This window comes from Phaeobacter sp. BS52, from assembly GCF_045040595.1.
Taxonomy (GTDB): Bacteria; Pseudomonadota; Alphaproteobacteria; order Rhodobacterales; family Rhodobacteraceae; genus Phaeobacter; species Phaeobacter piscinae.
Genome location: NZ_CP090665.1, coordinates 14,646 through 28,231, shown reverse-complemented (window position 1 = coordinate 28,231; position 13,586 = coordinate 14,646). Strand labels below are relative to the sequence as shown.

General features: G+C 62.2%; 12 protein-coding genes and 1 pseudogene. 9 read left to right on the top strand and 4 right to left on the bottom strand.

Annotated elements, in window-relative coordinates; genetic code table 11:
- The first annotated feature begins 111 nt into the window (after window positions 1-111).
- Window positions 112-1,576, top strand: a pseudogene (locus L0Z65_RS18850) (multicopper oxidase family protein).
- A gap of 9 nt (window positions 1,577-1,585) precedes the next feature.
- On the opposite strand, the gene L0Z65_RS18845 reads toward L0Z65_RS18850, so the two are convergent.
- Both L0Z65_RS18845 and L0Z65_RS18840 read right to left on the bottom strand, forming a co-directional pair.
- Window positions 1,586-3,004, bottom strand: coding sequence for an ABC1 kinase family protein (locus L0Z65_RS18845; RefSeq protein WP_392342010.1), 1,419 nt, complete (start codon window positions 3,002-3,004; stop codon window positions 1,586-1,588).
- Window positions 3,005-3,111: 107 nt separating this feature from the next.
- Complete coding sequence (locus tag L0Z65_RS18840) at window positions 3,112-4,389, bottom strand: replication initiation protein (RefSeq protein ID WP_096870147.1); 1,278 nt, start codon at window positions 4,387-4,389, stop codon at window positions 3,112-3,114.
- Between the two features lie 807 nt (window positions 4,390-5,196).
- Here L0Z65_RS18840 and L0Z65_RS18835 point away from each other — a divergent pair.
- From L0Z65_RS18835 to L0Z65_RS18805, 7 genes are all read left to right on the top strand, one after another.
- Complete coding sequence (locus L0Z65_RS18835) at window positions 5,197-6,567, top strand: AAA family ATPase (RefSeq protein WP_096870108.1); 1,371 nt, start codon at window positions 5,197-5,199, stop codon at window positions 6,565-6,567.
- Window position 6,568: 1 nt separating this feature from the next.
- Window positions 6,569-7,651: a ParB/RepB/Spo0J family partition protein gene (locus tag L0Z65_RS18830; RefSeq protein WP_392342006.1), complete on the top strand. Its 1,083-nt coding sequence runs from the start codon at window positions 6,569-6,571 to the stop codon at window positions 7,649-7,651.
- A 333-nt stretch (window positions 7,652-7,984) separates the two neighbouring features.
- A complete protein-coding gene (locus L0Z65_RS18825) occupies window positions 7,985-8,854 on the top strand; it encodes a PRC-barrel domain-containing protein (RefSeq protein ID WP_405112860.1) in 870 nt (289 codons plus the stop codon).
- Between the two features lie 256 nt (window positions 8,855-9,110).
- Window positions 9,111-9,425, top strand: coding sequence for a transporter substrate-binding domain-containing protein (locus L0Z65_RS18820; protein ID WP_405112857.1), 315 nt, complete (start codon window positions 9,111-9,113; stop codon window positions 9,423-9,425).
- The gene (locus L0Z65_RS18815) at window positions 9,319-11,058 is read left to right on the top strand and encodes an ATP-binding protein (RefSeq protein ID WP_392341998.1); all 1,740 of its coding nucleotides are present in this window, start codon (window positions 9,319-9,321) and stop codon (window positions 11,056-11,058) included. The genes L0Z65_RS18820 and L0Z65_RS18815 overlap by 107 nt, the downstream gene beginning before the upstream one ends.
- A gap of 288 nt (window positions 11,059-11,346) precedes the next feature.
- Complete coding sequence (locus L0Z65_RS18810) at window positions 11,347-11,754, top strand: hypothetical protein (protein ID WP_392341996.1); 408 nt, start codon at window positions 11,347-11,349, stop codon at window positions 11,752-11,754.
- Complete coding sequence (locus tag L0Z65_RS18805) at window positions 11,672-12,271, top strand: hypothetical protein (protein ID WP_392341994.1); 600 nt, start codon at window positions 11,672-11,674, stop codon at window positions 12,269-12,271. The genes L0Z65_RS18810 and L0Z65_RS18805 overlap by 83 nt, the downstream gene beginning before the upstream one ends.
- A 60-nt stretch (window positions 12,272-12,331) precedes the next feature.
- Here the strand turns inward: L0Z65_RS18805 and L0Z65_RS18800 are convergent, their stop codons facing one another.
- Window positions 12,332-12,745 (bottom strand): SRPBCC domain-containing protein, encoded by a 414-nt coding sequence (locus tag L0Z65_RS18800; protein ID WP_392341992.1) that lies wholly within the window; start codon window positions 12,743-12,745, stop codon window positions 12,332-12,334.
- On the bottom strand, window positions 12,742-13,116 hold the full coding sequence (locus L0Z65_RS18795; protein ID WP_392341990.1) for an ArsR/SmtB family transcription factor: 375 nt from the start codon (window positions 13,114-13,116) through the stop codon (window positions 12,742-12,744). The genes L0Z65_RS18800 and L0Z65_RS18795 overlap by 4 nt, the downstream gene beginning before the upstream one ends.
- Before the next feature lie 294 nt (window positions 13,117-13,410).
- Between L0Z65_RS18795 and L0Z65_RS18790 the strand changes: the two genes are divergently transcribed.
- The gene (locus tag L0Z65_RS18790; protein ID WP_405112851.1) at window positions 13,411-13,548 is read left to right on the top strand and encodes a hypothetical protein; all 138 of its coding nucleotides are present in this window, start codon (window positions 13,411-13,413) and stop codon (window positions 13,546-13,548) included.
- The last annotated feature ends 38 nt before the right edge of the window (window positions 13,549-13,586 follow it).

The following is a 13,586-nucleotide window of genomic DNA, read 5'->3' as shown; positions in this document are numbered from 1 at the left end:
AGCCTGCGCGCCGGATCTTACCCCCGCCGGGCAAAGCCGCTAGCCTGCGCCCGACAGCCACGGCAGCCAATCCCCTGCCCCGCCAACACCCGAGCAACACCCGGTGATCTCATGACCTCAGCCCGTCGTTCCCCGCGCCTCAACCGTCGCCGCGCCCTGCAACTGGGCACCGCCGCCGGAGTGCTGGCCCCGCTTGGCCTCGCTGGGGCGCAGATCACCGCCTCGGCCCAGGCAAAGGCGCGTGCCAGCACCAACCCCACGACTGCCCCCCTACCCATACATATCCAACAGGCCCGCTACACCATTGCCGACGCCCCGACGGAGGGGCTGATCTCCACCCGCCCTGATGGCCCGCCGCCGGTCCTTCGCCTCAAACAATGCCAGCCCTTTGCCGCGCGGGTCACCAATACGCTGCCCGATTACACGGCGATGCACTGGCATGGCATCCGGCTCGACAATGCGATGGACGGGGTGCCTTATCTGACCCAGTTTCCCATCGGCCCGGGAGAGAGCTTTGACTATCACTTCACCCCGATGGACGCGGGCACCTATTGGTATCATCCGCACTGCATGACCATGGATCAGATGGCCATGGGGCTGACCGGCGTGCTGGTGGTGGAAGAGGCGGAAGACCCCGGATTTGACGCCGATGTCGCCCTGAACCTGCGGGATTTCCGCCTGCGTCCCAACGGCGACTGGCTGAAACTCTGGACCGCGCGGGGGGCGGCGCGCTCCGGCACCTTTGGAACCGTGATCACCGCCAATTGGGACAGTGATCCGATCTATGAGGCGCCCACCGGCGGGTTGCTGCGGCTGCGACTGGCGGCCACCGATACGGCGCGGATTTACAAACCCTATGTGACAGGCGCCAACGGTCAGGTGATCGCCGCTGATGGTCACCCGCTGCGCGAGGTCATTGACTGGCCCACGGATCAGGCCCCTGCCCTGCTGTCACCCGGCCAACGTCTGGATATCGCGCTGCAGATGCCCCGCATTGAGGGCGCCTATGTCGACGTCATGACCGCCTTTCCCGGCGGGCCGCGACGGCTCGCCCGGATCCGCGCCACCGGGACAAACCTTGGTCGCGATCTGGCTGAGCTGCCCGCCCTGCCCGCCAATGATGTGCCGGAACCTGATCTCGCCAATGCACGGGTTGAGGATCTGGTCTTTGGCTGGACGCCCGAAGGCGGCGCACCGCAAAACGGCTACTGCGGTTCGCTGGGCTATACGTTCTGGTCGATCAACCGCAAACCCTGGCCCGGCGATGCCGCCAATCCGGAGACCCCCGGTGCCGAGCCCGCTGGCGGTGTTCAATCGCGGCGAAAGCGTCATTCTGCGACTGCGCAATGAAAGCCCGAACGCCCATCCGATCCACCTGCATGGTCTGGTGTTCCGCCCGCTGCGCTCCAACAAGCGGACGCTGCCGTCGAACTGGACCGACACCGCGCTGCTGCTGAAGGACGAAATCATTGAGGTCGCGCTGGTCGCTGACAATCCCGGCGACTGGGCGTTCCATTGCCATGTGATCGAACATCAGAAAACCGGGCTGGCGGGCTATATCCGGGTGCTGGCCTGATTGGCCCTGTCAGCCGTCCTCCAGATAGGGGGACAGCAGCGCCCGCACCGGGACCCGCGCGCCAAGTCGGCCCGCCAGCAACACCATTCCCGCCAGCTTGCGCTGGATGAATAGCACATCCATCGGCACCGCCGGGGGCACCATGCCCTCTTCCGCCAGGGCCATGCCTTCCGCCTGCATTTGCTGCAACAGGCTGGGATCGGCGAAATCATAACTCTCAGCCGTGCGCAGCACGTCAAACACCTGCGTGATCATCGCCAATACGCGCCGCTGATGGTCCGCGCGCATCGCCCCTTCATCCGCCATCCCATCCGGTGTGACCAGCCCCAGATCCGCAGCGGCTGCGGTCAGCGCCGCCGCATCGCTACGCATCCCGGCGCGCAACAGCGCACGGTATTGCGCCACCACCTGCGGCGCGAGCGGGCGCGTGGCGCCGAAATCCAGCAGGACGATGCGACCCGTCTCCGCATCAAAGAGATAGTTGGCGAAGTTCGGATCGCTCTGCATCAGGCCAAACTCAAACAGCTCCCGCAGCATCAGCGCCATCAGATCCCGCATCAACCGATCGCGCATCTCCTGCGGGGCGGTCTGCGCGTCTTCCACCGGGCGCCCGCTGGCATAGGACATGGCCAGAACCGCGTTGGTGGACCAGTCGGGATAGAACTCCGGCACCTGAAACTGAGGCTGATCCTTCAGCTGCGCGGCGAAGTCTGCCAGATAGCGCCCTTCACGGTCGTAATCGACCTCCTCATGCAGCTGCCGCCGCGCTTCCTCAAGATAGGGGGCGATGTCAAATCCCCGTGGCAACAGCCGTGAGGCCCGCAGCAAACTGCCGAGATTGGCGACATCACTGTCGATGCTGCGCGCAACACCGGGGTATTGCACCTTGATCGCCATCTCGCGTCCGTCGCGCAGCTGCGCGCGGTGGACCTGCCCGATCGAGGCTGCCGCCATCGGGCGCACATCGAACCGCGAGAACTGACGCCGCCAGCCCTCACCCCAGGCCGCATCCAACACCTGACGCAGCTGTTTTGGCGGCATGAAATCTGCCTCCGCCCGCAGCCGGGACAGGATCTGCGACAGCTCCTGCGGCAGCAGCGCCCCGCTCTCCATCGACATAAGCTGACCCAGTTTCATCGCCGCGCCGCGCATCCGCGCCAGTTCCGCCGTCAGACGGCGGGCGTTGGCAGGTGTCAGCAGCAGATCGCGCAGCTGTGGGCGTTGCCCCTGCGACAGCGCCTGCACCCCGCCAACCATGGCGCTGCCCGCAACTTGCGCGGCCAACCCGCCCATCCGCGCCAACCGGGAAACACGCCCACTGGGCACGGCCACCGCACGGGCCTCTGCGGTGGCGAGTTGCTTGGTCACGGGCTGGATTTCATCTGGCCCGATGTAATCTGACTTGGTCTCATCTGGTGAAGAGGTCATCGTCCTGCGGCCCTTGTTCCTGAACGCGGTGGGCGATGGCTGCCCGCTGCCGCCGTGCACGACCTAAGGCGCGGGCTGCGCAGGTCAATGCAACCGCCACCGCCGGTCTAGCCGTCAAATGCCTCCGGTTCCAGCTCCTGCCAGAAGGCGATGATCGCCCCGGCATTCAGCGCCGAACGCCAGCCGTGCTGGCGGAAATGCTCGCGGTCCAGATCGCTGTCCAGCCCCGACAGGAACAACCGCTTGTCGGCATCGCGCTGGGTCGGGTTTCGCCGCGAAACCAATGTTTCGACGATATCCAGATGCCGGGCGCGATCACGGCGGGCGGCGGCGCGCGCGTCAAAGGCGGCGGCCTCGGCTGCGGCGTCGGCGTCGCGGCGCGCCTGTGCCTCACGAATGCGGGCCTCTTCCTCGGCTGAAACCGGCGGCGTCACTGCGCCCTCCGGCGACAGGCTATAATCGCCGTCAATCGCGGCGCGCAGATAGCCCAGCGGTGATTTCACCGCCCCCTGCCCCGCCACATAGTCCAGCTTCTGCTGCACATAGTCGGCCCCGTGTTCGGTGATCCATTGCCGCGCCAGCCGGTCAGAGACCCCCTGCCCGCGCAGTGCCTTATAAACCGGTTGCTGGCGCAGCCCCTCGCTGTCGTCGATCTGGAACATCGCCATCTGCGGGTTTTCGCGGATCAGAAAGCGGATTTCGCTGACCGCGCGGCCCTTCTTGCGGGTCTGCGGTTCGATAATGATGTCGGAGGATTTATTGACCTCGGCCACCGCCGGTTTAATGATCTTGGCATTGAGATGTTTGAAACTCTCATAATAGGCGGAGCCATCCACCCCCATCAGCTTGCGAAAGATATCCAGCCCCCACCAGCCGGTGGAGCCAGTGCGCACAAACCGGTAGCAATTCTCATAGAGCGCCAGCCCGTGGCCGGAACTGAAATTGCGCTGAATCTTGACGTTGATCAAGGCAAAGATTTTCGGGTCATGCAGTTTCTTGGCCAGCTCCGGCGAATAGGCGTATTCGCAGACACCGTTTTTCAGCTTGGCAAAGCTGAGCAGCGAAGAGACGCCCCATTCCTGATGGCCCTGCTCATCCAGCATATCCCATTCCGCGACGGTCTCCGCCAGTGCCCGCAGGCTGGCGCGCAGGCTGTCGATATCGTTGGAGTTATACCCCACCATCATCGCCAAAGTGCGCGCGTCGATGGTATGGCTGCGCGCGGAGGTCAGCGTGTCATAGGCGTTGAGCAGCAGCACATTTGACAGCTTGCGCTGCAGCAGTGTCAGCTTGCCACTGATATGGATTGCAGCCACGTTTTTCTTCACCGTTTCGCGGGTCAACGCGCCGGTCAGCCGCTCTTCGTCAAAGCTGGGCTCTGCCATGGAATCACTGCCTGTCATCATCGCTCTCTTTTGCGCCATACCCTGCCACAAAAGGAACCCATGCGACAACCGCGCATGGGTTCCTTTTGCGGGCAGCCTAGCCCGGCCTCAGCGCCCCCACTAAGCTGGCCCCTGTGGCAGGTGTCGTCTAAAAGGTACCCGTTCACGGGACGCCCGCTGATTGAGGTGCCCATCTTGCGAATCGTGGCACCGGCCCAGCATCGCATGATTCCGCCGGGTGTTGCGCCGCAGAGGCACAGAGCGCGCGCCCAGTGCGCACCACATATTTTGCCCGATCAGTGTCAAAAATAGCGCATCAGGCTCTGTATCACGGCCCTATGGCGGTCTATCATGGGGCGTCATCAGGGTGGTTTGCGCGGCAGGACGGGCCCAATCGACAAAGATCACCATCCTGAGAATCGGCGCCTTTTGCCCCGCGTTCAGGCCCCTTTTATCCTGCTGATGGGTCCCTTTGATCCTGCATCTGGGTGCCCTTGAACCCGAATCCGGGCCCCCAAACTGGGGTAAGTGACTGTAATCAGGTAAGTAATCCATACCAAAGACTCTAAAGATTCTAAAAAAAATAAACGTTTAGCTGTGATCTATTTTTGAGTTTTTGAGGGAAAACAGGAACGTTTCGCGGCGAAACCTCCCTTTGCGCGGATAAGGCACCCGGAAAAATCCCCGCGATGGGTCCATACCACCTATGCAGCACCGGAGATGTTCCCTATTCTCTGGCATATAAGCGAAAACAGAAAACACGCGCATAGACCCAGCATAAATTATGCACAGAGATCGAGCAGCTTCATGACCTCTCCCACCTTGCCTCCCTATTTCAATCTGGACCCGGAACAGGCCGCCGCCAAGCTGCCGGATCCGATCCAGACCACCCGTTTTGCCAAGGCGGCTGCCATGTGCAGCAAGGGCCGCGAAGATCTGGCCCGGCGCGGCTATGCCCCCGATGGCGAAAAGCGGCTGCGCAAATTTTCCACCTGGGAGATCACCCGCTATCTGATCCCGGTGGCGCCACAGCATCTGCGCCGGGTGTTGAAGAACAATCCCGACCTGCCGCAGGGCGAGGGCGAAGGCGGTTCCAAATGGTTCACGCTGGAGGAGGTTCTGGCGCTGCGACAGCATTTCGCCTCCGAAGGGATCTCAACCAAGGAATACCTGCCCTACCGCCCCAAAGGTGTGCCTGCCAAGGTAACGGCAGTCGCCAACTTCAAAGGCGGCGTTGGCAAAACCTCCACCGCCGCGCATCTGGCGATGTCCGCCGCGCTGGATGGTTACAAGGTGCTGGTGATTGATCTGGATTCCCAAGGCTCGATGACCTCCATCCTCGGCGGCACGGTGGAGGATGAATGGTCCACCGTCTTTCCGCTGATCGCCAAGGACTATGCCAAATCGGTGGTGGCGGAAAACGCCGTGCGCGCCGCCGCCGGGGAGCCGGAACTGCCGCTGGATGAGACATTGAATGAGGCGCTGCGGGTTTCGTCGCGAAACGTCATTCAGAAAACCCATTGGTCCAACATTGATCTGATTGGTGCGCAGCTCAATCTGTACTGGGCGGAATTTCAGATCCCGGTCTGGCGGATGGGCCTGCGCAGCTGGCCGCTGTGGGATGCGCTGAGCAACTTTTTGGAGCAGGAGGGCATTCTGGATGACTACGATATCGTCTTTCTCGACACGCCCCCGGCGCTTGGTTATCTGACCATCAACGCGCTGGCGGCGGCGGATATTCTGCTGGTGCCGCTGGGGGCGTCGTTTCTGGAGTTTGACTCCACCGGGCGGTTTTTCGATATGCTCTATTCCACCTTTGCCTCCATCGAGGAGGGGGAGAATATGGCACAGCGCGCGGCTGGTTTGCCGGAAATTAAATTTGAATGGGATGTAGTAAGGGCGCTGATCACGCGCTTTGACGCCAGTCAGCAGACGGATATGGCGAATGTGATCCAGGCCTATTTCGGAGATTTCATGAACGCCTACCGTCAGGATGTCACCGCCCTTGTTGGGCAGGCGGGAGAACAGGTGAATGGGATCTACGAAGCAGACTATCGCGACTTCAACCGCGATACCTATGTCCGCGGTCGCGAAACCTTTGATCGGACCTATGCGGAATTCAAAGAGCTGCTCATCGGCAGCTGGTGGCGCGACACCCAGATGGAAGAGGCGGAGTAACATGGCAAAACGCAGACGGCTGAGCGCCCCCGACGCCTCCGAGATCGAAGCCATCGAAGAGGGTTTCGCGACGAAACCCGGCATCAATCCTTTTGATCCGGCGCCCGGTGGTGTCGCGGCCAGCGCGCCCCCCATCGCCAAAGTCTCGGCTGAGGCGGCGCAGTTGCACGGCATGGCATCGGTGGCGGACCGGGTGGAAATGGCCCGCGACAAGGCGGACGCCGAACGCTGGCGCGCCGCCGAGGATGCGGGCGAAACCGTGTTGCGCATCCCGCTGGCGGAGATTGACCGTGACTATCTGCGCCGGGATCGGATGCAGATGGACGATGAGGAGCTGGACGAGCTGACCGCGTCGATCCGCACCCATGGTTTGCGCAGCCCGGTTGAGGTGATCGCGCTGGAGGAGGGCTACGGTCTGGTCTCCGGCTTCCGCCGTCTGGAGGCCTATGCGCGGCTGAACCGGAGCGAGGACGGCTTTGCCGCGATCCCGGCCTTCCTGCGGCGCGGGGCTGACAGTGCTGGCGCCTATGTGGCGATGATCGAAGAAAACGAGCTGCGCGCCAATCTGACGCCCTATGAACGCGGGCGCATCGCGGTGCTGGTGGCAGGGCAGGGGGTGTTTGCCTCGGTCGAGGCGGCAGTGGACGCGCTGTTTGCCGCGGCCTCCAAGGCGAAACGCTCCAAGGTGCGCAGCTTTGCCGCCGTGCATGAGGGGCTGGGCGATCTGTTGCGCTATCCCAATGCGCTATCGGAGAAGGCCGGGCTGAAACTGGCGGCGGCGCTGCGGTCGGGCGGGCAGGGGGCCTTGCGCTCTGCTCTGGCGGGGGCGGATCCGGCGGATGAGCGGGCCGAGTGGCGGTTGCTGGAGGCGGTCCTGGCAGATGCGGGGCCGACACCTGAGGTCAAGCCCCGTGGCGGACGCCCGCGTCAAGTCACCCGTCTGGCAGCGCGAAAGCTGCCGTCGGGTGGTGATCTGTCGGCTGAAGTGGCCCCCACGGCGGTGCGGATTGATCTCAAAGGGCGCAGCCTTGACCCCGATCAGGTGGAGGCGCTGCTGGCCCTGATCGAGGATCAGCTGGGCTAACAGCTGCGGGCGGGTCAGGTCGTGGGCTGCGGATGCGGGGACACACGTATAAGTATATCGTGCCCCATCAGGCCCAGACCATGCCCGCCCCGATTGACCAATGCCCGCCCGCGCCACACGGGGGGCGCGCCGGTCCAGATCTCCACTGAAAAACAAACAGAACCCAGCGGCAGAACAGCCGCGCGCCATTTTCTTGCGGATCCACGGCAGGCGCATCAGCCGCCCTGGTCCCGATCAAAAAAAATCAGCACGCCGGGAACCATTATGACGCTGGTCGAGTTATCCCACCAGTAACTGCAAGCATTACGCTGACAGCACAAGAGGATGAAAATAATGAAAAATCTGCTTCTCTCTACCGCAATTGCCCTGACTCCTGCGACCGCCGTTCTGGCTGACGGCCATGGCGAGATGTTCCGCGCTGAGGCTGATCCGATGGCCATTCATGCCTCCGAATTCATCGGTATGCGCGTCTACCGTGCCGAGAACGGTCAGGATGCAACCGAATATGCCGGTGTGCAGAAAGACTGGGATGACATCGGCGAAATCAACGATGTGGTGCTGAACCGCGACGGCACCGTGGACTCCGTTCTGGTTGATATCGGCGGCTTCCTCGGGATGGGCGAAAATCAGGTCGCCGTGGATATGAAATCGGTGAAATTTGTCGCCGACAGCTCCACCGCCGAAGATCTGAGTGACTTCTTCCTGGTGATGAATGCCTCTACCGAGGCGCTGAAAGAAGCACCGACCTACGACTGGACCCGCCAGGTGAGCGCGGATGTCGAGGAGATGAAGCAGGAAACAGCGGCGGCCGCAGGCGAGATCAAGGATGATGCCGACGCCTTGGCCACGGATGCTGAGCAGACAGCTGAAAATGCAGTCGACGCGGCCAAGGATCCGTTCACCCGTGATGGTTTTGTGGCGGCATCCATGACTGATCTGACCAGCGAGCAGCTGACCGGTGCGCCGCTCTATGACAGCAAGGATGAGTGGATCGGCGAGGTGTCGCAGATCAATCTGACCAGCGATGGCAAGGTGAAGTCGATCGTGGCTGACATTGGCGGCTTCCTGGGGCTGGGTGAAAAACCGGTTGAGCTGGAGCTGAGCAAGATGGACATTCTGCGCGCCGATGATGGTGACGACCTGCGCGCCTATGTTTCGATGAGCAAGGAAGAGCTGGAGCAGCTGCCCGATTATGAGCAGTAATCCAATCTTCTGAGACGCCTCCGCGGAAAACCTTCTGCGGATCAGAACGAGGGGCGCGGAGCATCGGCTTCGCGCCCCAAGTCGTGCAAAGGTTCCTTGCTTGGATCGTTTTTTGTGCTGATTAATGTTTAAAGTTATATCTACCGCCCAACTTTAACGATCGGTTCAGCATTTCTTGACCAGATGGGTGTCACTCGCGGCACGGATGACTGGACGACACTTGCAGGCTCTTTACTCTCTCATGATCAGGCAAATTATGCTTGTGATCCTATTTGTGACAGGTCCGGCGGCTGCGACCGTGGCGATGGCGGAGCCCATTCGGATGACCTATGAGGAATTTCATCCCTATTCCTTCACCGATAGCGCGGGGCAGCCGCAGGGCGTGTCGATTGATATCATGCGCCGGATTGCCGATGCCGCTGGGCAGGAAGTGGTGTTTCAGCGCACCCAGAACCCGGCTAGGCATGCTGGAGGAGTTGCGCAGCGGTGCGGCGGATGTGACCTCGCTGCTGGCGCTGACCCCGGAACGGCTGGCGGCGGGGCTGGCGACGGAGAAACTGGGCGCTTTTGAGTTGCACGCCTTCGTGCGGGGCAATGGTTCGATTGCAAATCTCGGCGATCTCACCGGCACCACCGTTGGCGTGGTGCGGGGCAGTTTTGCGGTCTCCGGTGCGCGGTTGGTCCCCTTTGCGAGATTGGTAGAATTTGAGACCACCGATGATCTGATCCTGCCTCTGCTGACCGGTGAGATCGACGCCGTGGTGTCGGCGCATAACGGGTTTCTGCGGCGCCTGCGGACGGCAGCAGTTGAAGACCAGATTGTAGCGCTGGATCCGCCCCTGGTGACCAGCCCATATGGGTTTGTGGTGGCTGCCGAAAATGAGCCGCTGCGCACCGTGCTGAATGCGGCGATCTACAGCAGCATTTCGCCAGAGTATCTGGCTGACGTGGAACAGACCTGGTTTGGCCGCTCGCGTACGCTTTGGGATAATGTGCTGGTGCGATGGGGTCTGCTGGTCTCAGCGGTGATGCTGGCGGCGATCCTGGTGCTGGGCTACTGGTTCTTTCACTATCGAAAACGCTCGGCCGAGTTGTCGCGGGACCGGGCCAGTGACCAGTTGCTGATCGGCGCACTGGATGAGGTGGCCGCCGCAATCGTGATTTATGACGACAATCTCAAAGCGGTACACTGGAACCACGGGTTTGAGCTGATCTTTCCCAGCATGGTGCCCGCGCTGAAGAAGGGCGCGACCATGCGGCAGATGATCGTGCAATCCTATGTTGATGGCACCATACAGAATGACCTCAGCGATGTTGAAATCTTAGAAAAGGTCGATCTGTTTATCGAGGATATGCGGCGTGGTCGGGCAGAGGTGCGGACCGTGCGGACACAGGACGGTCGGGTGTTTCAGGCTCGTGACGTGAAACTGGGCGCGCGGCATTTCGCATCGCTTCGGGTGGATGTGAGCCAGCTGCAGAAACAGCAGGACACCATCGCGCAGCAGGCGGTCTCGCTTGAGGCAGCAAATGAGGATCTGCGCACCTTCTCCTCTATCGCGGCCCATGATCTGAAGGCGCCGCTGTTCAGCCTGCTGAACCTGATTGATTTCATGGCCGAGGACATGGAGGAGGCAGGCATCACCCTGCCGCCGGATATTCAGACCAATTGGGCGCAGATGGAACGGCTGTCCCATCGCATGATGCGGCTGGTGCAGGATCTGCTGGTCTATTCCACAACCCAGAGCGAAAGCCACCGGTCCGAAGTGATCGAGCCATCGCCGCGCCTGCAGGAGGTGCTGGATCTGGCGGGCCCGCGCGAAGGGTTTGAGGTGATCATCGAGGCCAATATGCCCCAGCTGCAGGTCAATCCCATCGCTTTTGACATGGTGATGCGCAATCTGATTGTGAATGCGCTGCAGCACCACGACCGGGATCGCGGCACCATTATCCTCAGCGCGCAGAGCGGGCCGGATGCGGTGATCCTCTCGGTGCGCGATGACGGCCCGGGCATCCCTGAAGAGCACAGGGAGCAGATTTTTGCGCCGTTCCACCGGCTGTCTGCCTCGACCGAGGGCAGCGGGCTGGGGCTGGCCTTCATCAAGAAGACGGTGGAGAGCTGGGGCGGCAGCGTACAGGTCCGGCTCGGCACAGCCACGCGGGGCGGTGTTCGAGGTGAGTTTTCCGCGCTCTGCCATGCTGAATGAGGGCGCAGACCAGCAGCAGTTGGCGGGCTAGGCCCTCCATCGGCGGTGATCGGCCAGGGATTGCCGATCCTGTGGGCGGGACATGCGGGGGGCGGGTCAGTGCATTGACTCTTCTTCCGGGCGCTCGCTACAGAAAGGACAAAATTGGGACAAAACTAAGACAAACACCGCGGCAATTCTGCGGGGTGGGTTTCCCGGTTTGGGGACCGGGATCAGCGGTCGCAGTTTCGGCTGTGGCGATGGATCCGGTGCTCCCTATCACGCAACAGCCCCGGGGCGGAGTTGGATATGACAGAACAGCAGAGCCTTTCGACCGCGCCCGCGCAAGGGTCGGAAGAGCTGACCGTTGCGCTGCATATCGGCGCGCCGTTCACGGATGAGGATCAGCTGGTCTGGTCCCTGCGCAAGGATGCGGGGCGGCTGCTGAAGGAGGGTGTGCTGGTGCGGCGTCCGGGCACCTATCTGAAGGAACTGACCGATCTGAAAGGCCGCGCTGCCAAGGAGGGCGTGGACGAGGAAGACTGCGACGCGTTTCTCGACAGCGTGCTGCGCGAGGCGGATGTGTCGCGGGTGGTGTTGTCGATGTCGAGCATTCTGGGCGTGCCGAGCCTGGATGCTGAACGGCGGACGCCTCTACAAGAACGCCGGGGCCAATACCGCCGCGCTGCGCGCGGTGTTTCCGCAGACACGCTGTGAATTTTTCCTGGGCCTGTGCAATCCGGCGACACTGGTGCCCACCGCCTTTGGCGCGCAGTCGCAGAAGGACTGGTATGGGTTTGCCGGGGATACGGATCTGATGGAGCTGCGCTGGTCCGAGGTGATCGGCGATATCCTGAGCGCCAATCCCGATTGCGGCATCACAGTCTGGTGCAACGAAGAAACCCCGGTGGTGTGGCCGCGGGTGTTGGGGCAGATCACCGGGCAGGGGGCGGGCTACCGTTTTGCCGGTGAGACGGATATTCTGCGGCAGGCGATGACCGAAGAAGGCACCCGGCGGCTGGAGGCCTATCTGACCGCGCGCCCGCAGCTGAGCGAGGCACAGCGCGATCAGGTGCGGGAGCTGTTCCTGTCCTATTTCCACTCCGAAGATGCGGTGGAGGAAGAAATCGACCTGCCCGGCTGGTCGCAGGGTTTTGTCGATACGATGACGGATCGCTATTTCGAAGATGTCGAGCTGATCCGCAACATTCCCGGTGTCACGGTGATCGGCTGATCCACCTCCGACGCCGCTGATCCGCGCGCCGGGAGCAGATCGCCCTATGTCACGCTCTGGTCAGTCTTCGTGGGCGGAGGTGCGCATGCGGGCCAAATGTTCGTCCCATCCCTTATCCAGCGCCAGCAACAGATCGAAGGCCTCAACCCCCTGCGGCAGCCCGGTGTGGCTAAGCGATAGATTGGTGCCGCCGGGGACCTCTGCCAGGGTCCAGGAGACGGTGCTGGTCTGATCGCCCATTGGCGCGATGGTGAAGCTGTACTCAAGCCGGGTGTAAGGCTCGGCCAGATGCACCTCACCCCACATCAGCCTCTTGCCGCTTTCGGTGCCGAACATTTCATAGGGGCCTTCGACCAGCGGGGTCTTGGGCTTGTGAAACCAGATCGCCAGTTTCTCCGGTTCGGTCAGATAGGCCCAGACCTGGGCCGGGGCGGCCCGCAGATAGATGGATTTGCGCAGGATCGTATCGGTCATTGGATGTCCTTTTCGATTTCGGATTTCAGCGTCGCAAGGCGGTCGTCCCAGAAGGCATCGAAGAAGCCGAACCAGTCGAACACCTGTCGCAGCCCGTCCGCATTGAGGCGATTGAGGCGGGCGCGCCCTTCGGTGCGGACAGAGATCAGATTGCCCTCGTCCAGAATGGTGAGATGTTTTTTCACCGCCGCACGGGTCATCTGAAAATTCTCGGCCACCTCGGCGATGGTCAGGCTGTCCTGCGCCAGAAGCCGCAGAATCTGGCGGCGGGTCGGATCGGCGAGGGCGCGAAAGGCCATCTGCTCAGCCAATTGTTCTTGCGGTTGATCGGGCGGCTGTATCGCCGATGGGTGCGGTGGCGCCTGGGCCATAGCGGTCTTTGCTCCCTTTTGTGATACCTAATGGTATCTCTTTATATGAAACCGTTTGGTACCATGTCAAGCGAGTCGGCAGCGGATCTGCGCTGAGATGGCCGATCTGCAGGCGAAAACACCCTGTCCAGCGTCCTGTCCTGCCGGGACGGGCAGGCTTCACGTCCTGTCCGGCCCGGTTGGACGACAGGGGCGCAGGGGTCTGGCACAGCTGTGTCCAAGGTGGCCGATGCGCTGCCCCGATGACCCGTTGTTGTCGCCCACCCCGATATCTGGCCAGAGAGAGACCGCGCCATGCTCAGACCTTCTTTTCATCCCCGTCACCTGACCGCAGCCCTGCGACAGTACCGGCGCAATGTGCCCCTGCTGCCGGTGGTGGTCTGCATCGCGCTGGGGCTTGCCATCGGGGTGTCGCCCGCGACCCCGGCTTAGCGCCGGTGCGGATGATATCCAGCCGCGCGATGGTCATT

Coding starts and splice junctions, on each gene's coding strand:
- L0Z65_RS18840 (WP_096870147.1), bottom strand. CDS start 4,389: ATGGCAGAGCCCAGCTTTGACGAAGAGCGGCTGACCGGCGCGTTGACC.
- L0Z65_RS18795 (WP_392341990.1), bottom strand. CDS start 13,116: ATGGCCCAGGCGCCACCGCACCCATCGGCGATACAGCCGCCCGATCAA.
- L0Z65_RS18815 (WP_392341998.1), top strand. CDS start 9,319: ATGCTGGAGGAGTTGCGCAGCGGTGCGGCGGATGTGACCTCGCTGCTG.
- L0Z65_RS18830 (WP_392342006.1), top strand. CDS start 6,569: ATGGCAAAACGCAGACGGCTGAGCGCCCCCGACGCCTCCGAGATCGAA.
- L0Z65_RS18790 (WP_405112851.1), top strand. CDS start 13,411: ATGCTCAGACCTTCTTTTCATCCCCGTCACCTGACCGCAGCCCTGCGA.
- L0Z65_RS18835 (WP_096870108.1), top strand. CDS start 5,197: ATGACCTCTCCCACCTTGCCTCCCTATTTCAATCTGGACCCGGAACAG.
- L0Z65_RS18810 (WP_392341996.1), top strand. CDS start 11,347: ATGACAGAACAGCAGAGCCTTTCGACCGCGCCCGCGCAAGGGTCGGAA.
- L0Z65_RS18820 (WP_405112857.1), top strand. CDS start 9,111: ATGCTTGTGATCCTATTTGTGACAGGTCCGGCGGCTGCGACCGTGGCG.
- L0Z65_RS18825 (WP_405112860.1), top strand. CDS start 7,985: ATGAAAAATCTGCTTCTCTCTACCGCAATTGCCCTGACTCCTGCGACC.
- L0Z65_RS18805 (WP_392341994.1), top strand. CDS start 11,672: ATGCTGAACGGCGGACGCCTCTACAAGAACGCCGGGGCCAATACCGCC.
- L0Z65_RS18800 (WP_392341992.1), bottom strand. CDS start 12,745: ATGACCGATACGATCCTGCGCAAATCCATCTATCTGCGGGCCGCCCCG.
- L0Z65_RS18845 (WP_392342010.1), bottom strand. CDS start 3,004: ATGACCTCTTCACCAGATGAGACCAAGTCAGATTACATCGGGCCAGAT.